Raw genomic sequence first — 21,292 nt, forward strand, 5'->3', positions numbered from 1 at the left:
CGAAAGTTAGGACTACTATTAGATTAGAGCTTTTAGTTAATATTTTTTGTTTACTGCTAATAAGTAAACGTCATAAAAGTAGAACAAATTGCCCTTGTTGTAGACCTCTCATCGCTAACATAAGCTAAACCTACTAAAAAAATAGTATATAAGCCGTAATTTATTCCTTCCCAATACATTTTTACGCATACAGCAATAATCCCTTCGGCCTAAAAGCAGCAATTTTATGCGCCGAGAATACAAACCGAAAGCGTAAAAAAGCGAAAGCCGGATTTCTATTGCTAAGAAATCCGGCTTTCGCACAAAGCACCCTACCAGTTGGGTGCCATAGAGAAATTACTTTCCTCCACCACCGCTGTTTCCGCCATTATCGCCGCCGCTCTTTACGTCGTCGTTGCTGATGCTGCGCTTGGCCTTCTTAACCATGGCGCCCATCTTGCCGAAGCGGTAGCTGATGCCGAAGCTGAAGGTGCGGTAGAGCATCTTACGCTCGGAGTGCGAACGGAAGGAGGCATCGCTCATGTCGGATTCCCAGGTACGGTACTTTTGGAATGGGCTGTTTACCGATACGCTGATGTTCAGCTTTTTCTTGAGCAGATCCTTACGAACGCTGATTCCGTTGTAGATAAATCCACCACTCTTACCCTGCAGCTGCAGCCATCCGGAGTAGCCGCCGATGTATCCCGAAAGGGTAAGGCCATCGATACAGGTCCAGCGAATAGAACCCGAACCGTTGTAGTTCCAGCCTTCGTTCTTAATCTTAATGTCGTTCATAACGTTTCGCTCCATCAGCGAGTACGATGCATCGCCTTCGAGGTTGAGGGATAGCTTTGGAGTAGGCCTGTAGGAGCCAAATAGGCTGAAACCGTAGGTGTTGTTTACGCCGCTATTCTCGTAGGTGCTCACAAAGATGTTGGGGTTGTTCTTATCGGCGAACATAACCCTCTGTATGGCATTATCGTTTAGCTGGCTGTACGCGCTCAGCTCTAGGTTTACCTTGCTGGTGAAAAGGCTGTACCCTAAGTCGAAGGAGTGTACCTTTTCGGTTTCGAGCTCTGGATTACCGTACGAGATCATTTTTGGATCGGAATCGTCAACATATGGATTTAGGTACCATATACCGGGACGTTGCAGGCGCTGGGTATAGTTAAGCTTTAGGCTGCTGGCCTCGCCAAGGCTATACGAAAGCGTTAGGTACGGAATCAGATTGGTTAGGTCGCTGCTAAAGCTGGTCGACTTAATGCCCTGCTTCGAATCGGCATCGGTATAAGCTCCTTCTACCCTAAAGCCTGTTTTAAAGGACATCTTTTTAATCTTATACAGGTAGCCCACATAGCCCGCTACAATGTTCTGGGTGTAGTCGAGTTTTCCGTAGCGAGTCGCATCTTCGACCCAAGCACCGTTAACATCGTTGTAGTTGAAGGTTTCGCTAGGGTTGGTTCGGAGGATGTACTTCGCTCCCACCTCGAGCTGGTGCTTTGAGGTAAACGGATTAACGAAATCGATCTGAAAGGTATTCTCGTACGAAGCCGCATCATTCTCGGAAAAGCGCTTTTGATCTTGATAGTTGACAATACCGTCAGTTTCGTAGCGATTATCGGTGCCCATTGGGTTGTACTCGAGCTTATAGGATACGGTAAAAAGCTTATCGGGCTTCTTAAAGGAGCGCTGGTAGTCTAAGTTTCCGGAGATAGCGCCAAACGATCGCTCGTAGTCGGTTATTTGGCCATACTGCTGATAAATTTGGTTCTGATTGTTGAATACGGAGGTTCCCGAGGTTGAGTTGTTCTTCCACTTACCACCGTGCCCCATAACCGAAAGGCTAATGAGGTTTAGCGAGTCGATTTCGTAGCTCATCTCTGCCGATCCGAAGCTAAACAGCGCGCTGCCATCGCCATCCGATTTTGTTTCAACGATGTGCTCATTGTTATTGGCAAAGTTTTCTCTCCACGAGTAGCCGTAAGTGCTCTTCTCCTTTCGGTAGTTGGGTCCATAGTTTAACGAGAAGGAAAGCTTACCCACCTTGGCGGTAGTATAAATGTTTCCACCAACGCCGCCAATGTTATCAGCACGAAGGCTAACGCTGCCCATAACACCCTCCAACGTTTTCTTTGCCGTTACGATGTTAATAATACCTCCAACACCTTCGGCGCTATACTTAGAGGAGGGGTTGGTGATAACCTCCACGTTTTTGATGCTATTGGCAGGCATGCCTTTGAGCACGTCCTTGGGGTTGTTGCTCATCAGCGTAGACTCTTTACCGTTTACCAGAATCTTAAAGCTGGATGAACCCTTAAGGGTTATGTTGTCTTCGCCATCAACCGTTATAAGCGGAACCTTACGGAGCATATCCAGCGCATTGGTGGTTTGCGATTCGGGATCGGCTTCGGTATTGTACGATATCTTATCTACGTCAACCTTTACCAGCTGCTTTTGCGCCTGTACAACAACCTGGTCTATTTTGGTGGATGACTCGCTCATTGCAATAGTCCCCAAATTATCCCTTTTAGCCCCAGGCTTTACGCCAAACTTTACTTTAGTGGTATTGTAGCCAACTGCAGTTATGATAAGCTCCCCATGCGTATCATCCTTTAGTGTAAAATCAAAAGCCCCGTTTCCATCGGAAGCCAATCGCTTTAAAACCTTACTCTGTGAATTTTGCACTGTAATGGTAACAAAGGGAACTCCCTTTTTAGATAGAGAATCTACGGCCTTACCGGTTATTTGTATGCTGCCAGAATCGGCAAACGAGCCCAGAGGTAAGCCCCCTACTAGCAAAAGAAAAAAAGTAAACAATCGATACATAACTTATTATTTTGTATTGTCACTAAAAAAATCCGTACGAAGCTGCTTTTTTCAATATGTAAAGCCAACTTTTTTCGATGAACAGCCAGATGCTATGGATAAAAGCTAGCTGTATGCCCAAAAAGTTTGCTCGTGCAAAGCATTAGACTCCCTTTTAAAATATACGTTACACAATTCCCGTATTTTTCACACAATTTACAGATGAAGAACGCTACGGATGGATTGAGAAGTAAGTAGCAGAAAGCCCCTCCTTCGTGCATAACTTCATTTAACGCCTAAAAATGCGCCATAGGCAACCAAGTAAAATAAGTTCACTAATTTTGAGGTTTCCAATGGATCGCAATGTCAGAAAAGAATTCGCAGAAATACATCTCCGTAAAGGGAGCAAGAGTACATAACCTCAAAAATATCGACGTAGATATACCCCGTAATAAGCTGGTAGTGGTAACAGGTCTATCGGGTTCGGGGAAATCGACCCTCGCGTTCGATACCATCTTTGCCGAAGGGCAGCGCCGCTACGTGGAGAGCCTATCGGCCTATGCGCGCCAGTTTCTTGGGCGCGTTAACAAGCCCGATGTCGACAATATCACCGGTATACCTCCGGCAATTGCCATCGAGCAAAAGGTAAACACCCGCAACCCGCGCTCAACTGTTGGGACTTCTACCGAAGTGTACGACTACATTAAGCTGCTGTATGCCCGCATTGGTAAAACCTACTCGCCCATAAGCGGAGAGGAGGTTAAGGCGCACTCGGTTTCCGATGTGGTAGACTTTATCGTTAGTCAACCCGAGGGGACGCGCATGCAGATTATGTCGCCGTTTTGCTACGATGCCCAAACTGGCGTAATTTCGAAGCTGACCCTGCTGATGAAGGAGGGTTTGCAGCGCCTAGAGGTTAACGGCGAGCCCATGCGCATTGAGGAGGTTATAAAGAATGCTGATAGCATCGACCCCAGCACCATCTTTGTTATTATCGACCGTATTGCAGCTAGCACGGACGAGGATTCGGTGAGCCGCTTTGGCGACTCGGTTCAAACGGCATTTGGCGAAGGCAATGGGAAGGCAGTGGTTAAGGTATTCCCATCAGAAGGCGAACCATTTGTAGAGCACTTCTCGAACCTATTCGAGGCTGATGGCATGCAGTTCGAGGAGCCCAACGTGCATATGTTTAGCTTCAACAGTCCTCTTGGGGCTTGCCCTAAGTGTGAGGGCTACGGTAAGGTGATTGGTATCGACGAAGATCTGGTTATTCCCAACAAGACGCTTTCGGTTTACGACGATGCTGTTGCCCCCTGGCGCGGCGAAGGTATGAAGGTTTGGAAGGAGGAGCTCATCTACAATGCTGCTCACTTCGATTTCCCCATACATCGCCCCTACTGCGACCTTTCACCCGAGCAGAAGAGGCTACTTTGGAAGGGGAACAGCCACTTTACGGGTATTGATGGATTCTTCGAATATCTTGAAGAGAAAAAATATAAGATACAGTACCGCGTAATGCTATCGCGGTACATGGGCAAGACCATTTGCCCTGTTTGCAACGGTGCAAGGCTAAAGCCAGAGGCCGGATACGTAAAGATTGGGAACACGACCATCAGCGAACTGGTGCTGATGCCTATCGACGAGCTGAATGTCTTCTTTAACCGACTGGAACTCGACGAGCACCAGTCCAAAGTGGCCAAGCGCTTGCTGGTCGAAATCCGCAACCGACTACAGTTCCTAACCGATGTTGGCTTAGGATACCTAACGCTCAACCGTCTATCGTCAACCCTTTCGGGTGGCGAGTCGCAGCGCATTAACCTGGCGACATCGCTGGGAAGCAGCCTGGTTGGATCGCTATACATACTGGATGAGCCTAGCATTGGCCTCCATCCGCGCGATACCAACCGCCTGATAAAGGTACTGAAGCAGCTGCGCGACCTAGGTAACTCGGTTATTGTAGTGGAGCACGAGGAGGAGATTATGCGTGCTGCCGACGAGATTATCGATATTGGCCCAATGGCCGGACAGCATGGAGGCGAGGTGGTATTCCAAGGCCCACATACCAAGCTACCCGAGGCCGAACGTTCGCTTACAGCAAAGTATCTGTTGGGTATCGAAAAGATTCCTGTACCAGCAGTACATCGCCGATCGAGCAGCTACATCGAGGTGCAACGTGCAGCAGAGAATAACCTTAAGAACGTTTCGGTAAGGTTTCCTCTGGGCGTTATGACGGCCGTTACGGGTGTCAGCGGATCGGGAAAATCAACCTTAGTGCGAACCATCCTCCATCCGGCGCTTAACCGAGCCATAATGGGTACGGGCGACAAGCCGGGAAGGCATCAAGGGCTTACCGGAGACATCAAAATGATTAAGGGCGTAGAGATGGTAGACCAAAATCCTATTGGGAAATCGTCGCGCTCGAACCCGGTTACCTACATCAAAGCCTACGACGAAATCCGTAAGCTGTTCGCCGACCAGCAGTACGCCAAGCAGAATGGCTTTACCCCATCGCACTTCTCGTTTAACATCGACGGTGGCCGATGCGAGGAGTGCCAAGGCGAGGGCGTTATTAAGGTGGAGATGCAGTTTATGGCCGATGTTACCCTTGTGTGCGAGAGCTGCGGCGGCAAGCGCTTCAAGCAGGAGGTGCTGGAGGTGCGCTACAAGGATAAATCGATATACGATATTCTGGAGATGACCGTAGACGAGGCCATCCTCTTCTTCGGAAGCCAGGACAACAGCACCGCCAAAAGGGTAGCCGAAAAGCTACAGCCGCTTCAGGATGTAGGCTTAGGCTACGTTAGGTTGGGACAGTCGTCGAGCACCCTGTCGGGCGGAGAGGCGCAGCGTATCAAGCTGGCATCGTTCCTATCCAAGGATAGCAGCAACGGGCCAATCCTCTTTATCTTCGACGAGCCAACCACCGGACTCCACTTCCACGACATCCGTAAGCTGCTCGATGCCTTTCAGGCGCTGCTGGCCAACGGCCATACGATCATCATCGTAGAGCATAACATGGATGTTATTAAGTGCGCCGACTGGGTGATAGACCTCGGTCCCGAAGGTGGCGAAAAGGGTGGAAACATCGTCTTTGAAGGCAAGCCAGAGGAGCTAGCCATGAGGAAAGGCCTCCATACCGGAAGATTTTTGGCAGAACATATTAAGTAGGAGTTAAACGAAGTTATTCCAGAAGTTAGAAGAAGTTAGAAGAAGAAATACAAGCCCTGAAAGGGCGTAATCATAAAGCCTGGCCTGTAAGGGCTAGGCGGAAATAACATAAGAGACCATCAATGGATAAGAATATTCAGCTAGACAACGAGATTAAGAAGCTGCTTGAGCTGGTTCAACAGCTGCGCAAGGAAGACAACGAGGCGTTTAAGGAGCATATCGAGCAGATACGTACCTCGAGCGACATCCAAATTATCCCATTTCTTGTAGAGCTGCTTGCCGAAGAGAGGGTTGATGATGAAAAGAAGGAGGCCATCCTCTCCCTAATCATGGACATTAAGCACCACGATGCGCCCAAGCTGCTGGTACAAGGAATTGAAAAGCTTAAAGGAACCGACCAGCTGCAGCCCTACCTTTCGGCGCTATGGCAGAACTCGCTCTCGTTTGCGCCCTACATCGACACGTTTGTGGATATCGCCCTAACTGCCGACTACCTTACCGCCTACGATGCCTTTACCGTTATCGAGAACTCGTGCAGCGAGGCTTCGGATGAAACGCTGGATGCTGCCATCCTTAAGTTGAAGAACGGCTACACCGCCGAGGACGAGAGCAAGAAGCCTATGATCCTTGAGCTGATTAAGGTGCTGGAGGACATCAAGGCGCTCCCTAAAGAGGAGTAGGTGTCCTTCTAAAAAGAAGAAGTTAAACGGAAGGTAATCGGAAGTTATACTGAAGGTAAAAGGAAGTGGAGCGAAGCGACATCCCTCCTTAGCGGGATTATACTGAAGTTAATCGAATTTACCTTACCATAGAACAACAGCCCCAACAGAGTTACACTGTTGGGGCTGTTGATTTATATACTGTAAGCCTCTGTCAGCTCCTTTACAAAGTCGTGAACCAGCACCTTTAGCTCCTCGGGCTCCTCTACCCTAACGCTACCTCCTCCGAATATCACCCAGCGCGAGAAGCCCCAAAGGTCGGAGTTACGGAAGTGCAGCCTCATCCACCTTTCGTCGTGCTCCTCGTCGTAGGTAAAGCCGTACCAGTACTTCGACTCCTTGATGTGGTGCTGGCTATCGCGGGCAACCAGCAGCGTAATCTTGTGCATGCCCTCGCGATTCTGCACCCGCTCGAAGTACTCGTCGAGGCAAATGTGAGCATTTTTCGAAAAGGGAATATTGGTTCTTTCAAGCTTCAGGATTCGGTCGATGCGCAAATCGCGGTAGTCGTTGCGCAGTTGGCAGTAGCCAATCAGGTGCCAGCTGTTGCCGTAGTAGATCATCCCTATGGGCTCCACGCGCCGAAGCGTTACCTGGTTGGTGTACCCGGCATGGTACTCCACATCGAGCGCTGTTTTGCCGATAATAGCTTGCTGAACATCGGCCAGCAGCGCCTGCTCGCGGTTGTCGCCATGGTTCTGACGGCCAAATACCAGAATGTTATCCTGCAGCTTCTCCAGCGCATCCTTCTCCTTGGCGTTGAGCACCGACTTGATCTTGAAGAGCGCCGACTGGCACGACTCGCGCGTTTGCGAGTCGCTCATCTGCTCCACGAACTTAGCCCCCATGAGCAGCGCCGATGCCTCGGCGTTGGTAAAGCGTACCGGGGGCAGGTGGTAGCTCTCGGAGAGGAAGTACCCCACCCCCGCCTCCGAGCCGATGGGCACGCCCGCCTCCTCCAGCGCCCTGATATCGCGGTACACGGTGCGGATGCTCAGGTCGAAGCGTTCGGCCAGCTCGGCGGCAGTTACCACCTTCTTGCTTTGCAGATGTATAAGTATTGCCTGTAGGCGATCTATTCGGTTCATTGGGTAAATTTACATTATGCAAGGACAGCTCAGCTTTTTTGCTGTAACAAACGGCTCATGGATTTCGCTTTTTAAAATTTAGGCCACTCCAGTTCGAAGGTTATCCCCCGCTGGCGGGGGTTCGGGGGTGGATTTTCGAAAGCCTATAGTCATCGTTAGTATTGCATCTTTACCTTTAACGTGCATTTTCCACCCCCTGCCCCCGCCAGCGGGGGATACGCCTTGTGCAACGATAGGCCGATTCCTCAACGTCTACATTTTCCATGAAAAATGGATTTTTGTAAAAGCGGAATCCCTGCCACAAAGCTGCACAGAGCATCCAAGTGCACTGTTTTGCCTACGCCCAACGAAGCCTTTACGCACTCCAAATTCCATTCTTAAAGAGCTGAAACCATTTCTCCATATCATGGTCGTTATACAGCTTCAGCGTTGCGAATACTTCCCTCGCAAACTCAATAGGGGCTATGCCTTTGGCAGTAATGATATGCTCATCAGTAACGGCAAGGTCATTTACATAGCAGCTTTCTCCCGAATAGCCGGGGGCTGCTCCCTTTAGGTAGTACAGGTCGTTGCTGGTATGCTTCAGGTGGTTTAGGAATCCTAGTTCGCCAAGGTAGGCCGTAGCAGCACAGATAGCGGCAATCGTCCGCTTTTCGGCAAATAGCGCTTTCGCCAATGTGCCTATTTCACGGTTTTCGCCCTTTTCCCAGGACACTCCCCCCGGAATAATCAGCATGTGAACATCGCCTACGCTTACTTCGTTCAACGACATTTCGGGTACCACCCGTAAACCTCCCATCGACAGTACCGGCTTGCCATCGGCGGAAAAGTAGATCAGCTCAAACGCATCGTTCTTACTAATCTCGGGCGAAAGGTAAGCGATTTCCCAGTCCGAATATCCATTAAACAGGAATACAAATATCTTCCTCTTCATATGCTTGGTATTGAATTAGCCTAGGCAAGCCTACGCTTTTGTTTGTTGCGGCCTGAGGTCGCTTAATGTAAGGCCATAGGCCTTGACCGCTAAAGCGGAGCGAAGACGCTCCGCATAGCAGGAGGACTACTCTATATTTTTTGCCGCTGCAGAGCTGCATGGATCTTCCAAGTGCACCTTTTTACCTGCGCCGAACGGATTCTACGAAAAAAGTACGCTTTTTGATCCGCGCCGGCTGGCGCAAGCCTCCAAGTGCGCTTTTTTTGCTGCGCCGCGCGGATTCAACCTTCCAAGTGCACCTTTTTACCTGCGCCGAACGGATTCTACGAAAAAAGTACACTTTTTGATCCGCGCCGGCTGGCGCAAGCCTCCAAGTGCGCTTTTTTTGCTGCGCCGCGCGGATTCAACCTTCCAAGTGCACCTTTTTGCCTGCGCCGAACGGATTCTACGAAAAAAGTACGCTTTTTGATCCGCGCCGGCTGGCGCAAGCCTCCAAGTGCGCTTTTTTTGCTGCGCCACGCAGATTTAACCTTCCAAGTCGACTTTTTTGTTCGCGCTACTTCCGCTTAAGGGTTTGCATTCTGCTATCGGCCATCTCGACAGCATAGGCCAGGTAGCCTACCTCCTTGATGCGCTCGATGCACTTTGCCCTATCCGAGTTAAAGAGCACGCCAAAGAGCTTCGCCATAAAGTTGTTGAAGAGCTTGCAGCGTTGATGCCCTACCGTCTTACAGTCGGCACAGCTGGCGATACCGTTGCTTATACAGCACGAGCGCACCTTACACCAGGTAGCCTTCGCGTTGTCGGCACAACCGGGACACTTTCCGTTAAGTAACCTCCTGCAAGCCCCGCAGTAAAGACCGCAGTAGGCAATCCGCTTTTTATCGGCAGGTATATTCATAATCGATTTGTTAGAAGAGTACGTCAAAATTAGAATAAAATCAAAGCGATGTAAAGCCCTACTTTACCTCGAGCTGAATCTCGGTAAGGCAATTCTGCGGATTCTCAAAATCGCACCGGTGGTACACCTCGCGCGATGCCGTTGTCATCGTCAACCCACCCTTAACCATTTCGCCCATCAGCGCCTCGTAGGCCTTTCCAAGCTCGTTCCACGAGCCCTCGTGCATGGAGCAGGCGCACCTAAACGAGCCTAGGGTAAGAAACGCGACCCCGTTCCTATCCTGCCCTCGCTGTTCAACCGGCACACAAATTAGCAGGTCGAACACCGTTTCGGGATTGCCATCACAGCCCGTGTACTGCCATATTTGGGCTCCGGTTGGCTTAATACCCTGCGCCGCCAGCTCGGCCATCAACCTGTCGGGTGTGCTGCCCACAAACTCCATGATACTCTTTAGCGATGTCTGCACCTTGATGCCGCATACTAGTACTGATTCTACGATTTTTAATTCCATAATAGTTCCGTTTTAATGGTTACGCAGGCAAAGCTACGGCAGGCTACTGACAACCGTATGTCAGCAGCATCAAGTAAAGTTGAAGAAAAAGATGAATCGTCCAAAAAAGTGGGGGAAAGAGCTGATATATCGCTAGGCAATTTCATAACTTGAACAAAATTGAGGAATCAGCATGAAAGCGGTAACGTTCAATCCCACAGAAAACACCTTTGCGGTCAGAGATCTTCCCTTTCCGAAGCTCGGCAGCAACGATGTACTCGTTAAGGTAAAAGCCTGCGGGCTTACCCCCTACGATGCAAAAATCTCGCTTTGGAAGCACATGGTTCCAGGCATGACGGACTCGTGGGTGCCCGGGCTCGACGTCTCGGGCGAGGTGGTCGAGATCGGCAAAAAGGTAACCCGATGGAAACCCGGCGACCGGGTGCTCTACCACGGCTACATGCTCCGCCCGCACGGTGGGTTCGCCGAGTATGCCGTGCAAAACGAGGAAGCCATCCTGCACAATCCGATTCTCCCCCACGACATTGCCGCCGCCACCCCCTACGCCGGATGGACCGCCTTTAGGGGAATAAAAGAGATGCTCAACCTTCGATCGGCCGACTCGCTGCTCATAATTGGAGGGTCGGAAGAGGTTGGCAGCTTTGCAACCCAAATCGCCAGCTACATCGGGGTAAAGAAAATAATCGTCACCTGTCCGAAGGAGAACTTTTCATTCGTTAAGGAGATGGGTGCAACCCATATCATCGACCAAAACAAGGATGACATAGTAAAGAAGGTTATGGAGTATACCGATGGGATTGGAGCCAACAAGGCAATTGATACCATCGGGCCAGACTACGACATCATAGCCGCCAACGCGCTCTCCTTTAACGGTCACCTACTCGAACTCTCGGGATACGTAAGGCCCTCAAAGTACGACGATGCCTTTTTAAAGTCGCTCAGTTTCCACCAGTTTAGCATTGGAGGCGGCTATGGCTACGGCATCCGAGGGCTGCTATCCATACTCGAAACAGGCCGATGCGTAATGGATCTCGTAGAACGAAGCCTTATTGACGTTCCGCTGAAAAAGATAATCTCGTTGGAAGAGGTTCCTCACCACCTCATGGAGATGTTTAGGGGGAAAACGGTAGGTAAAATTGTGATGGAGATAAAAGGGAAATAGATCGGATTCCCATCCAATAGCTCAAAATGCGGAAGATCGCAGAATCTAGCCGCATTTTTTGTGCGATATTTGCGCCAACATTTCACATAGTCGCCACTCGCCATGTACAGCAACATTCGCAATAGAGATTTTCTACCGGAGCTCACCTTTAGCGCCTCGCGCAGCAGCGGAGCCGGAGGACAGAACGTAAATAAGGTAAACACCAAGGTCGAACTTCGATTCGACATTGCCAGCTCATCCATCCTTACCGAAGAGGAAAAAAATCGGCTACTCACCAAACTCGCCAAACGGTTAACCCAAGAAGGAATCCTTATTATCGTCTCGCAAACCGAGCGCACCCAGCTAAAGAATAAGGCCCAGTGCTTGATGAAATTTTACGAACTATTGGAGAGTGCCCTAACGGTTCAAAAGAAGAGGAAGCAAACGAAGCCTACGCTAGCCTCAAAGGCAAAGAAGATGGAAAACAAGAAGCGCCAATCGGAGCGTAAAGCATCAAGGCGTTCGATAGAATACTAGCAATAAGGCCGGTTTTCACCGGCCTTATTCTTTTCCAATACTTTTCCAATACGATTTAAATACTAGCAAGAATTCTCTCTGCAACTTCTTCAACCTCGCCAATACCACTAATGGTAACCGACAAATTCCTATCGACGTAGTACTTGCCTACTGGCTTGGTTTCGCTATGGTATATTTCGATGCGCTTATTCATTACATCGGGATCTTTATCGTCAATCCTATCCGACGTTTTTCCTCTATGTATTCCTCTTGCAATAAGCACCTCGTGAGGTACGTCTAAGAAAAGCACCCGACGTATTGCAACGCCATGCTTTTGAGCAAGCAGATGCAGCGTGTATGCTTGGTTGATGGTTCGAGGATAGCCGTCTAAAATAATACCCTTACCTTTTTTACACTTGATGATCTCGTCTTCTATTAGCTCATCGAGCAGGTCGTCTGGCACTAAATGACCCTGCCGTATATACGATTCTGCTTTTAGCCCTAATGATGTATGCATCTTGCGCTGGGTACGGAGAATATCGCCTGTTGAAACATGCAGGTAACCTGTCTTCTGGGCTAGAATTTCGCCTTGAGTTCCCTTTCCCGAAAAAGGAGCACCAAACAGTATGAGTATTTCCATGGCTCGGTGTTTATATTAAACCTCGGCATATAATACCGCTTAACCACTACCAAGTTAAAAAGAACTCACAACAAGTGCCACTATATTTTATAAAATCTTAATGTAAAAAGAGGAGCAAATGCTCCTCTTAAAAAGTTACCGCAATTCCACCCTTAAACCACCTCAGCGGTTGAGGAATATTTCCTAGATCGTAGTAGCGTTCGCCCAATACATTGGAAGCCTCTGCAAATATCGAGAAGGCTCTATAGGTGTACATCAACTTCGCATCTAGGGTAAAGAATGGAGAGTATGCAACCTCCACCCCATTGGGATTTGTATAGGTTCCTTTTCTATCCTGGTAGCACCCCCTAACGTTCAACGAAAGATCTTTTGCAAGTCCAACAGTTCCCGATAGGGTACCCTTATAGGTAAGGTAATCGAGCACGTACATGGATATATACTCGTTGCTACTCTTATCCTGAGTTTGATAGGTGTACGACGCTGTGATTGCCTTCAATACTTTACGGTTCGGATTATACGCAGCAGTAAGCTCAACCCCTGTTGTATGAATATCGGTAAGGTTTCGGGTCGTAGTTTTTGCATCGGTAGGCAACTTTACCCTATCTATTGAGTTATCGGCCAAACGACGATAAGCAACAACCTGCCCCATCCAAGCACCCTTCTCGTACTTAATGCCTCCTTCGTAGGTGATCGCCTTTTCGGGTTTTAGATTGGGATTTCCATCGTGAACTGCACTCTTATAGTACAAATCGGTAAACGTTGGCAATCGGTATGACTGGTTAGCTGATGCGAATACCTTTAAGCCAGAACCTCCAAAAATGTAGCTTGCATCAGTCCCCCAATACCAGCTGCTTCCAAAATCGTTGGAATGGTTAAACATTAAACCCGCCGAAAGAAAGAGGTTTTTGAAGCTGCAGGAATGCTCCAAAAAAGCGCTTGTGTTGAGCCTATCAACGCCATTCGTGTAAAATAGGTTAGTGCCAATAATTTTAACGGGTTTGCTTAGCGTATTCCCCAAAACGTTAGAGAGTATCTCCTCTTCGCGCAGCTCGGTTCCAACTAGTGTCTTTCCTAACAGCGAAAAAACGGTGAGTTTTAGGTTTCCCCCATAAATATCAGTTCTATGGTAGTTGTGAAACTTGTAAAAAGGCAGAGGATCGTATCGAAAAAGTTCAAAACGGTCGAAATGCCTACGCCAGTAACCGGTCGCCGAAAGGTTGAAAATGCCAAAATCTTTCCCCCAACGAAGGCTGCTAAAGTAGGTTTTGGTAGCCTCGTACTCGTTTGGATACTTTACAGAGTAAAAGCTATTAGCGCCAAATCCCTTATCCTGTACCCCTGTACTTAACTCTACATCGCCGATCTTTTTGTTTTTGTAGGTAAAGCTGCCGTAGTAGCTATTAACCTCAAAATCGGTATTATTTACGTAGCCCGAGGATTGCTGGCGGTTGGCAGACACAAATACGCCAAAATTGCCCTTACTGGCAGACGTTATTGCACCAAGCGAGAGGAATCCAAAATCGCCACCAGCAACGCTAACGCGCGTTTGATGATTAGTAGATGAAGCGGTTATAAAGTTGATAGCACCGCTAAAAGCATTTGGACCAAAGCTACGGGCTCCCGGCCCTTGAAGTATCTCAATTCGCTCAATTGCTGAAATGTCAACGGGCAAGTTTAGGTTATGATGTCCAGTTTGAGGATCGGTAATATTTACACCGTTCAGAAGAATCAGCACCTGATCAAAAGATCCACCTCTAACCGATATGTCGGCCTGAACACCAATAGGTCCGCGGGTTCTTATGTCTACACCTGCCGCATACGACAGAACATCAGCAACGCTATGGATAGGCGAAACCTTTAAATCTTCTTTAGTGATTGTCGCAACAACACGTGTAAGCTTCGAGAATGTATTCTTACGCTGGGTAGCTTTAACAATAACCTCATCAAGCTCTTTGGACGATGCAATAGCAGTCGTATCGTTTTGAGCCACGCCCTCTACGCTCACCAGCGAGAGCAGCATAAAACCAAGAAAGGAGCTAAGGTTAACCTTCATAAAAGCAGAACGCTCTTTTTTTAGGGATTTAAAATCCATACAACGAAAAATTTAGGCTGCAAATATAAGGCAAACCCAACAATTAAAAGGGAGATCCTTCCCCAATTTGCTAAATTTGAAAAATCATAAAAAAATATGATTCCCATGTAACGTTTCTTATTTAAGCTACGTCTTTTGATTAGAAAAGTAAAGGTATGGACCCTGAATCTTGCTTCAAAAACATACATCAGGAGCTGATAGAAGGATGCAAGATCTTCCGATCCGATAGTCAAATGGAGATATACAAAATCTACTATAAGACTATGTACAACACGGCTTACCGAATGGTACACCATAGTGCAGAAGCGGAAGATTGCATGCAGGAAGCGTTTCTGAAAGCTTTTACCAAGATTGGAAGCTACCAAAACGAGGTTAGCTTTGGAGCTTGGCTAAAGCGAATTGTCGTAAATACATGCCTCGACAAGATGCGGCAACGAAAGCTGGAATTCGCCCCCGACGACAAGCTTCCGGACAAGGAAGACGAAACAGCTGAAATTGACTGTGACGAGAATATGTCAGTCGAATGCATAAAGCGCTGCATCGAGATGCTACCGGAAAGTTATCGGATCATCATCAACCTTTTTTTGATTGAAGGGTATGATCACGAGGAGATTGCAGATATCCTTCACATTTCAAATGCAGCATCCAGAACGCAGCTGCATCGCGCTAAGCAAAAGTTAGGGACCCTGATTAAAGAAAAACAAAAAACGTTCTATAATGGCTCGTATTGAGGATTACATCAACCATCATCGCGATGAGTTCGATTGCGAGAACCCGTCGGAGGAGCATCTAAAAAGCTTCGAACAAAAGTTGGCTTTCGTCAACGCATCACTGCAGCCTGCAAAGCAAAGAAAATTTTCCTTTGCACAAGTAGCAGCAGCGGCACTACTACTTGTTGCTTCTACCCTCCTTTTCGGAAAACTTTTCATCACAACCAACGATGAGTACAGTAACGAAATTCGAGTAATAAAAAGCAACTACAACGAGGTGCTGGATGCCAAGTACAAGCAAATAAATATAGCCGTAGATAAACTTCCCGAGTCCGTGCGCAAGGACTACGAAAAGCAAGTCGAAAGCATTAAAAAGCAAACAACAATTATGGAGAAAGCATCAGAGATGTCAGCCAACAACCCAGAAATGCGCCAAGCGCTCATGATGCACTACCGCCAAACGGATCGAATTCTTACCAAGATGGCCATTAAAGCCGAAAGAAACGAACAACAAAACGAACAAAACTCAAAGTAAGATGAAAACTTTTAACAAAATAGCCCCAACCTGTCTCTTACTCCTAACGGTACTACTGTGCTCTTCCTTTACAGTTATAGAGCCCAGCTTTAACACCGACTACGAGAACGATTCAAAAGCCGAAAAGGTTATGTCGAAGGAGTTCGCATACACCAACAACACAAGCATTGAGGTAAACAACTCATACGGGAATGTCAAGGTTACTACATGGAAAAGCAACAAGGTAAAGGTTGATGCCTACGTAAAATACGACGCTACGGTTTCCAACACTAAAGAGTATGCAACAAAAAGTTATAGAATTAGCATGTCGCAGGTTGGCAATAGCATAAAAGTAACCACGCGCCACTTACGCAACAGCATAAAGCACACTATCAATTACGTGATTTACGCCCCATCTTCTATTGAATCAAAAATCACCGTAAAGTATGGAGATGTTGCACTCGGAAATATGAGCGGATACGTGAGCGTAAACCTAAAGTATGGAGACCTTTTTGCCGAAAAGCTCAGCTTTGGCAACGACAAGAAAGCCAACAATATAGTGGCAGCCTATGGAGATATCGCAATTAAAGAGGTAACGTGGCTTAACCTAAATATCGATTACGGGAATTTCGCCCTTCAAAATGGATACGCCATTGGGCTAAACGGAGCCTACTCCGACTTTAAAATAGATAAAATTAAGTTTGTAAACTCGGCCCTTAGCTATTCTGATTTAAAATTCGGTTCAATTAATTCTATAAAAGGAAGGCTAATTAATACCGATATGAAAATAGATAAGCTTGCAGATAACATGGTTCTTTCGCTACTATACAGCAACGTTATAGTATATAGCATTGACGGCCGTTTTAATAACATAGACCTGCAAGGTAACTACTCTGATGGTAAGCTTACCTTCCAAAATGAAGCATCGTTTAAGCTGAACGTTTCGTCCAAATACTCCGATTTTAAGCTATACAACCTTTCCAACGGCTCTCAAAACCTCGATGGATCATTCATCAAAACAATCGGGGTGAAACCTTCTAAAAATGTTAGAATAATCAGCAATTTCGGAGACTGGACTTTAAGAAAAAACTAGCAAATCCCATCAAATTCAGCGTTGAAGTGCAATAAAATAAAAAGGGGCTGTCTAAAAAAAGCAGCCTCTTTTGTTTAAAAACTTTCGTCATCTCCTCAAATTCACCATCTTTCAATAAAAAATGCGGTTACATCCGTTTCAATGTAACCGCTTAGCACCTACTTAAACTTATTCTTTTACCCGTCAATCCCCAAAAACGAGTGCTCCTTCGAGTAGCGCAGCATCTGCTCCACATATCCTTCGGAGTAGTCGATCGCAACGTCTACAATCTCGCCATTCTCGCACACTGGCTTATAAGTTGGGTTGATGAAGCCGCTGTATGGGGCCAGCCCCAGCTTCTTATACCGCTCAAGGATCTCCTTATGCAGCTCTTGGTCGAGCTTCACGCCGTAGCCCTCCACCAGCTGCTTGGCCGCCTGGTAGTCTCCGGTCGATTTTATGCGCTGAATCTCGCGCAGCAGCTCGCCAAATAGCCTGCGTAGGCTCTCGTAGCTGTTCACCACCACGTAGGTCTTCCCATCGCGCACCACATACGCCATCACCTGTTCCGATGATCCCTTTTCGAAGCACCATTCGGCAATCAGCTTGCGGTTGCGCATGTGGGCCTCCTCCACGTTCTTGCCCAGCTCGATGCGAACCATCTGGGTGAGCAGCCCGTTGCGGATGTAGTCGTTGTAGAGTGCCTTGGCCACATCGAGCGAAGGGATCAGCCCCAGCTCCACCATCTTGGGGTCCATCATGTAGTAGAGCGCAAACAGATCGGCGCGCGCCTCCTCGATGGTAGAGCCGTAGCTCTTCAGTTCATCGCCCACCACCCCTTCGGCCAGCTGGCCGCTGCCGTGGCCCAGGCACTCGTGCATATCGGTATGGAGCGAGTCGGCTAGAAATCCGTGCAGGTATTCGAGATCAACCTCCTCCTTAGAGTAGGCAAACTCCTCGATGAAGCCCGTTCCGTGCGACGCCTGATCGTAGGCGTACGCGATGTTATCGATGGTAACCGATTTCGATCCGTGAACCTTGCGAATCCAGTCGGCATTGGGCAGGTTGATGCCAATAGGCGTAGCCGGATAGCAGTCGCCCGCCAGGAAGGCGGCGTTTATCACCTTTGCGCTAACGCCCTTCACCACCTTCTTCTTAAACTTCGAATCAACGGGCGAGTGATCCTCGAACCACTGGGCGTTATCGCTAATCACCACGGTGCGCTGCGTAGCGGCATCGTTGCGGAAGTTCACGTGCGACTCCCACGTGGCCTTGTAGCCCAACGGATCGTTGTAGGTCTCAATAAACCCGTTAATGAAGTCCACCTGCGAGGCCAAATCCTTCACCCAGGTGATGCTGTACTCGTCGAAGTACTCCAGCTTGCCCGTGGTGTAAAAGGATATCAGGAACTCTATGGATTTGCGCTGCTCGTCGTTTTCGGCCACATCCATCGCCTTGCGCAGCCAGTGCACAATTTGGGTGATGGCCTTGCCGTACTTGCCGTCCTGCTTCCACACCACCTCGCGGAGCGTATCGCCCTCCTTCACCAGGCTGGTGTTAAGGCCGTAGGATAGCGGCGTTTGGTTCTCCGGATCGAGCAGCTGGCCGTAGAACTCCTCGGCCTCCTTCTGGGTAACCCCTTGGTAGAAGGTGCTGCTGGAACTGGCCACCATGTCTACCTCCGGATTCGAGCACACCCTTTGCTTATCCACGTCGGGGTTAAAGATGGGCTCTTCTACCCTACTGCGAATCTCCTCTACCGAGGTAAAGTGAGGCTTAAAGCACGCTAAAGGCGTATTTTCTAAAAGATAGATGAAGTAGCTGCGCGATATTTCGGGGACAAACTTCTCGTTGCCGTAGTGGTGATGGATACCATTCGAGAACCACACCCGCTTAAGGTAGGTTTCAAATTGCTTAAACTCCTCCGACGTTCTATCGCCCGAGTAGCCCTCGTAGATCGCCTCAAGCACAAATCTTATGGCAAGGTTGTGGCGGTAGTTTTGGTCGAAAAGGATATCGCGACCAGCAGCAGCAGCCATCGAAAGGTTATATATCAGCTTTTTCTGATTTAGCGAAAGCAGCTCAAAGTCGGGCACCTGATACCTCAGCACCCTAAGGTCGGCAAACTGGTCGACCTTCCATTCAAAATCACTCATAGTATAGATTTTGGGAAATTAGTACGTTTTGATAGTCTTAAAATCCTTCTTACGCTTCCTATCCGGCATTCTAACATCAATATTTTGCTTCAACGTCCAAATTCCGTTTTCGAGGATAAAACCATCCTGCGAGCCATCTGGTCCAAAGAACTGAAAATTATTGCCAGCATTTGGTTCCGAAGAGGCAAGATGATCAAATACGATTGTTTTTAGCTCAGGCATATACCGCAAAGTCATCAAAAATCGAGCAGAATGCTCAAAAACAACACGAGAGGCATTTCTACGTCCGTCAAAGAATATAGGAGCCCCCAAAATAACTCCTTCGTCAGTAATCTCCATAACCTCAATAACCCTTCGAGATACAAACAGATCGGTAAACGATGCCCCAAGTAGCGTATAGAAGTTTTTCCCGTTAGATTTTATGGGTATAATCTGATAATAAAGAGCCCCATACCATTTCTCCGGTATTAGGATCTCATCGTTTGGCTTTTGCACCTCACTCCTTTTATCCTCAAACTTTGTCACCTTTAAACAGTTCCCTTGAGGTTGCTGCAAAAAGGCGAAATGCTTAAAAGAACCATCCCTATATCTGAGGTTAAAAAGGTAAAAAGTAAAAGCATTATCGGGTGATTCGAGAACCCCAATATGCTTTATGGGCTTAAAGTTAAAATTCTTTGCACTATTGCTCTTTAGAAAGAGAATAAAATCTGGGATAATCCGTTCGACTATAGAATCCTTTATGCGATCATTTTTTGCAGCAAACAGCTCATTAAACCTCGATACCAATACCGTATCCTGAGCGCTAGCCTGAAATGAGAATGCCATAAAAACAAGTACAGCAAAGCAAAAACTCCTTCTAGCCATCTTCATAATATCTAACACTTATTTTAATAAGGATTTTCGTCGAGAAATCGTTTAACAATTAGATCAGGACGCTTAACCGCCTTGTTAAGCCAGCTAAAAAGTAGCTCTTCGTACTCCGCTCCGCTCAGCGCCCATCTGATATCCTGTTCATGCAACTTTCCCCTAAGCGTATGGATCGTCATTGCAGCAGCAACAGAGATGTTGAAACTCTCGGTAAATCCGTACATAGGAATATATAAGTATTCATCAGCCTGATCCAGCAAAGTTTGAGAAACTCCATTATGCTCATTCCCAAAAAATACTGCAACCTTTCCTTTTGTTAAATCAAAATCTTCGAGCGCAACGCCATCAACATGAGGCGAAGTTGCAACAATTCTATAGCCATTCGACCTTAAACTACTAATAGCATCACTTGTAGGACAGGCTGAGTTGAAATAGCGATGAATTGTAAGCCACTTGTCTGATCCCCTAACTACGTTAGGATTTATGCTGAAGATGTTCGAATTTTCGATGATATGCACATCCTGCAAGCCAAAAGCCTCGGAACTTCTCAGCACTGCTGACGCATTTTGCGACTGGTAAATATCTTCAAGACAAACAGTAATATACCGAGTCCTATTCGAAAGAACCCTTTTTATTATGCCGATACGTTCGTCTCCAAGAAACGTTTCTAAATGATCCGATATTCGGTTTCGTATTTCTGGTGTAAATTCCATTTTAAACATATTACCTTTCAAAGATAGCAATTATAAAAAAGCAATAAAAAAGGGTGCCAAAGCACCCTCTTCAAATTCTGACTCCAAAAATCTATTGAATCTTGTCAGTTAAACTTTTCCCAGCCTTGAACCTTACCACTTTCTTAGCTGCAATTTTTATTTCTTTACCACTCCTTGGATTTCTACCAGTTCTTGCACTTCTTTGAGAAACACCAAAAGAACCAAATCCTATCAACGCGATACTATCTCCACTCTTTAGAGCATCAGAAGTAACCTTAATAAAAGCATCAAGCGCTTTCTTAGCATCAGACTTAGACATACTTGCCTCACCTGCCAATGCATCAATCAATTGAGTTTTGTTCATAGCTTAATATTTTAGCGGTTAAAAAAAATCTGTCGTTAATATTTATTGTACACAGCAGAAAAAATCAGCATGCAACAAACGTCAACAATCTTTTCATCTGCTAATTTATAAAAAAAAATACTAATCAAAATCACTTTTACTTATATTTTTTCTTTTACCCAAGATTCTTTATTCACATAAACCTCAACGTATCCGCTCTACCCTAATTCAGCAATTTCATAACAAGATTAAGCTATAATGGCAGTCCGGTAAAACAAATAATTAAAAAAACAACTCTTTTGTTTTTTTGCAAACTAAAAAATGGAGTTACTTTTGTCCTCGGAGAGGTGGCAGAGTGGTCGATTGCGGCGGTCTTGAAAACCGTTGAGGGTCAAACCTCCGGGGGTTCGAATCCCTCCCTCT

18 protein-coding genes are annotated in these 21,292 nt (G+C 47.1%); 7 read left to right on the forward strand and 11 right to left on the reverse strand.

Annotated elements, in window-relative coordinates; genetic code table 11:
• Positions 1-336 precede the first annotated feature (336 nt).
• Complete coding sequence (locus CLV25_RS14180) at positions 337-2,805, reverse strand: TonB-dependent receptor domain-containing protein (RefSeq protein ID WP_131840323.1); 2,469 nt, start codon at positions 2,803-2,805, stop codon at positions 337-339.
• Between the two features lie 342 nt (positions 2,806-3,147).
• Here CLV25_RS14180 and uvrA point away from each other — a divergent pair, with 342 nt between their 5' ends.
• Positions 3,148-5,952, forward strand: a complete 2,805-nt coding sequence (uvrA, locus tag CLV25_RS14185; protein ID WP_131840324.1) for an excinuclease ABC subunit UvrA — start codon at positions 3,148-3,150, stop codon at positions 5,950-5,952.
• Positions 5,953-6,074: 122 nt separating this feature from the next.
• The gene (locus CLV25_RS14190; protein ID WP_131840325.1) at positions 6,075-6,632 is read left to right on the forward strand and encodes a hypothetical protein; all 558 of its coding nucleotides are present in this window, start codon (positions 6,075-6,077) and stop codon (positions 6,630-6,632) included.
• A gap of 173 nt (positions 6,633-6,805) precedes the next feature.
• Here CLV25_RS14190 and CLV25_RS14195 read toward each other — a convergent pair whose 3' ends face one another.
• From CLV25_RS14195 to CLV25_RS14210, 4 genes are all read right to left on the reverse strand, one after another.
• Entirely contained in the window at positions 6,806-7,759 is a 954-nt protein-coding gene (locus CLV25_RS14195) for a helix-turn-helix transcriptional regulator (protein WP_131840326.1), read from the reverse strand.
• A 355-nt stretch (positions 7,760-8,114) separates the two neighbouring features.
• Complete coding sequence (locus CLV25_RS14200; protein WP_131840327.1) at positions 8,115-8,693, reverse strand: DJ-1/PfpI family protein; 579 nt, start codon at positions 8,691-8,693, stop codon at positions 8,115-8,117.
• Between the two features lie 556 nt (positions 8,694-9,249).
• Positions 9,250-9,594 carry a DUF3795 domain-containing protein gene (locus CLV25_RS14205; RefSeq protein WP_131840328.1) on the reverse strand — a complete coding sequence of 115 codons (345 nt, stop codon included), beginning with the start codon at positions 9,592-9,594 and terminating at the stop codon, positions 9,250-9,252.
• A 58-nt stretch (positions 9,595-9,652) separates the two neighbouring features.
• On the reverse strand, positions 9,653-10,105 hold the full coding sequence (locus CLV25_RS14210; protein ID WP_131840329.1) for a GyrI-like domain-containing protein: 453 nt from the start codon (positions 10,103-10,105) through the stop codon (positions 9,653-9,655).
• A 172-nt stretch (positions 10,106-10,277) separates the two neighbouring features.
• Here CLV25_RS14210 and CLV25_RS14215 point away from each other — a divergent pair, with 172 nt between their 5' ends.
• Positions 10,278-11,267, forward strand: a complete 990-nt coding sequence (locus CLV25_RS14215; RefSeq protein ID WP_131840330.1) for an alcohol dehydrogenase catalytic domain-containing protein — start codon at positions 10,278-10,280, stop codon at positions 11,265-11,267.
• A gap of 102 nt (positions 11,268-11,369) precedes the next feature.
• A complete protein-coding gene (gene arfB, locus CLV25_RS14220) occupies positions 11,370-11,783 on the forward strand; it encodes an alternative ribosome rescue aminoacyl-tRNA hydrolase ArfB (protein WP_131840331.1) in 414 nt (137 codons plus the stop codon).
• 55 nt (positions 11,784-11,838) lie between these two features.
• Here arfB and CLV25_RS14225 read toward each other — a convergent pair whose 3' ends face one another.
• Positions 11,839-12,402: an adenylate kinase gene (locus CLV25_RS14225; RefSeq protein ID WP_131840332.1), complete on the reverse strand. Its 564-nt coding sequence runs from the start codon at positions 12,400-12,402 to the stop codon at positions 11,839-11,841.
• 127 nt (positions 12,403-12,529) lie between these two features.
• On the reverse strand, positions 12,530-14,494 hold the full coding sequence (locus CLV25_RS14230) for a TonB-dependent receptor plug domain-containing protein (RefSeq protein ID WP_131840333.1): 1,965 nt from the start codon (positions 14,492-14,494) through the stop codon (positions 12,530-12,532).
• A 155-nt stretch (positions 14,495-14,649) separates the two neighbouring features.
• Between CLV25_RS14230 and CLV25_RS14235 the strand changes: the two genes are divergently transcribed.
• The 3 genes from CLV25_RS14235 to CLV25_RS14245 are packed head-to-tail and all read left to right on the forward strand — an operon-like array spanning position 14,650 to position 16,811.
• Complete coding sequence (locus tag CLV25_RS14235; protein ID WP_131840334.1) at positions 14,650-15,225, forward strand: RNA polymerase sigma factor; 576 nt, start codon at positions 14,650-14,652, stop codon at positions 15,223-15,225.
• Positions 15,212-15,739, forward strand: coding sequence for a hypothetical protein (locus CLV25_RS14240; RefSeq protein WP_131840335.1), 528 nt, complete (start codon positions 15,212-15,214; stop codon positions 15,737-15,739). Before CLV25_RS14235 ends, CLV25_RS14240 begins: the two co-directional genes overlap by 14 nt.
• 1 nt (position 15,740) lies before the next feature.
• Entirely contained in the window at positions 15,741-16,811 is a 1,071-nt protein-coding gene (locus CLV25_RS14245) for a hypothetical protein (RefSeq protein ID WP_131840336.1), read from the forward strand.
• A gap of 176 nt (positions 16,812-16,987) precedes the next feature.
• Here the strand turns inward: CLV25_RS14245 and CLV25_RS14250 are convergent, their stop codons facing one another.
• From CLV25_RS14250 to CLV25_RS14265, 4 genes are all read right to left on the reverse strand, one after another.
• The gene (locus tag CLV25_RS14250) at positions 16,988-18,946 is read right to left on the reverse strand and encodes a dipeptidyl-peptidase 3 family protein (protein ID WP_131840337.1); all 1,959 of its coding nucleotides are present in this window, start codon (positions 18,944-18,946) and stop codon (positions 16,988-16,990) included.
• Between the two features lie 18 nt (positions 18,947-18,964).
• On the reverse strand, positions 18,965-19,816 hold the full coding sequence (locus CLV25_RS14255) for a hypothetical protein (protein ID WP_131840338.1): 852 nt from the start codon (positions 19,814-19,816) through the stop codon (positions 18,965-18,967).
• 17 nt (positions 19,817-19,833) lie between these two features.
• Complete coding sequence (locus CLV25_RS14260) at positions 19,834-20,526, reverse strand: TrmH family RNA methyltransferase (RefSeq protein ID WP_207895689.1); 693 nt, start codon at positions 20,524-20,526, stop codon at positions 19,834-19,836.
• A gap of 91 nt (positions 20,527-20,617) precedes the next feature.
• Positions 20,618-20,890: an HU family DNA-binding protein gene (locus tag CLV25_RS14265; RefSeq protein WP_131840340.1), complete on the reverse strand. Its 273-nt coding sequence runs from the start codon at positions 20,888-20,890 to the stop codon at positions 20,618-20,620.
• Positions 20,891-21,292: the final 402 nt, after the last annotated feature.

Origin of the sequence: Acetobacteroides hydrogenigenes (genome assembly GCF_004340205.1) — a bacterium.
Classification (GTDB): domain Bacteria; phylum Bacteroidota; class Bacteroidia; order Bacteroidales; family ZOR0009; genus Acetobacteroides; species Acetobacteroides hydrogenigenes.

Coding starts and splice junctions, on each gene's coding strand:
- CLV25_RS14230 (WP_131840333.1), bottom strand. CDS start 14,494: ATGGATTTTAAATCCCTAAAAAAAGAGCGTTCTGCTTTTATGAAGGTT.
- CLV25_RS14180 (WP_131840323.1), bottom strand. CDS start 2,805: ATGTATCGATTGTTTACTTTTTTTCTTTTGCTAGTAGGGGGCTTACCT.
- CLV25_RS14265 (WP_131840340.1), bottom strand. CDS start 20,890: ATGAACAAAACTCAATTGATTGATGCATTGGCAGGTGAGGCAAGTATG.
- CLV25_RS14245 (WP_131840336.1), top strand. CDS start 15,741: ATGAAAACTTTTAACAAAATAGCCCCAACCTGTCTCTTACTCCTAACG.
- CLV25_RS14210 (WP_131840329.1), bottom strand. CDS start 10,105: ATGGAATTAAAAATCGTAGAATCAGTACTAGTATGCGGCATCAAGGTG.
- CLV25_RS14195 (WP_131840326.1), bottom strand. CDS start 7,759: ATGAACCGAATAGATCGCCTACAGGCAATACTTATACATCTGCAAAGC.
- CLV25_RS14205 (WP_131840328.1), bottom strand. CDS start 9,594: ATGAATATACCTGCCGATAAAAAGCGGATTGCCTACTGCGGTCTTTAC.
- CLV25_RS14250 (WP_131840337.1), bottom strand. CDS start 18,946: ATGAGTGATTTTGAATGGAAGGTCGACCAGTTTGCCGACCTTAGGGTG.
- CLV25_RS14215 (WP_131840330.1), top strand. CDS start 10,278: ATGAAAGCGGTAACGTTCAATCCCACAGAAAACACCTTTGCGGTCAGA.
- CLV25_RS14225 (WP_131840332.1), bottom strand. CDS start 12,402: ATGGAAATACTCATACTGTTTGGTGCTCCTTTTTCGGGAAAGGGAACT.
- CLV25_RS14190 (WP_131840325.1), top strand. CDS start 6,075: ATGGATAAGAATATTCAGCTAGACAACGAGATTAAGAAGCTGCTTGAG.
- arfB (WP_131840331.1), top strand. CDS start 11,370: ATGTACAGCAACATTCGCAATAGAGATTTTCTACCGGAGCTCACCTTT.
- CLV25_RS14200 (WP_131840327.1), bottom strand. CDS start 8,693: ATGAAGAGGAAGATATTTGTATTCCTGTTTAATGGATATTCGGACTGG.
- CLV25_RS14240 (WP_131840335.1), top strand. CDS start 15,212: ATGGCTCGTATTGAGGATTACATCAACCATCATCGCGATGAGTTCGAT.
- CLV25_RS14255 (WP_131840338.1), bottom strand. CDS start 19,816: ATGAAGATGGCTAGAAGGAGTTTTTGCTTTGCTGTACTTGTTTTTATG.
- uvrA (WP_131840324.1), top strand. CDS start 3,148: ATGTCAGAAAAGAATTCGCAGAAATACATCTCCGTAAAGGGAGCAAGA.
- CLV25_RS14260 (WP_207895689.1), bottom strand. CDS start 20,526: ATGGAATTTACACCAGAAATACGAAACCGAATATCGGATCATTTAGAA.
- CLV25_RS14235 (WP_131840334.1), top strand. CDS start 14,650: ATGGACCCTGAATCTTGCTTCAAAAACATACATCAGGAGCTGATAGAA.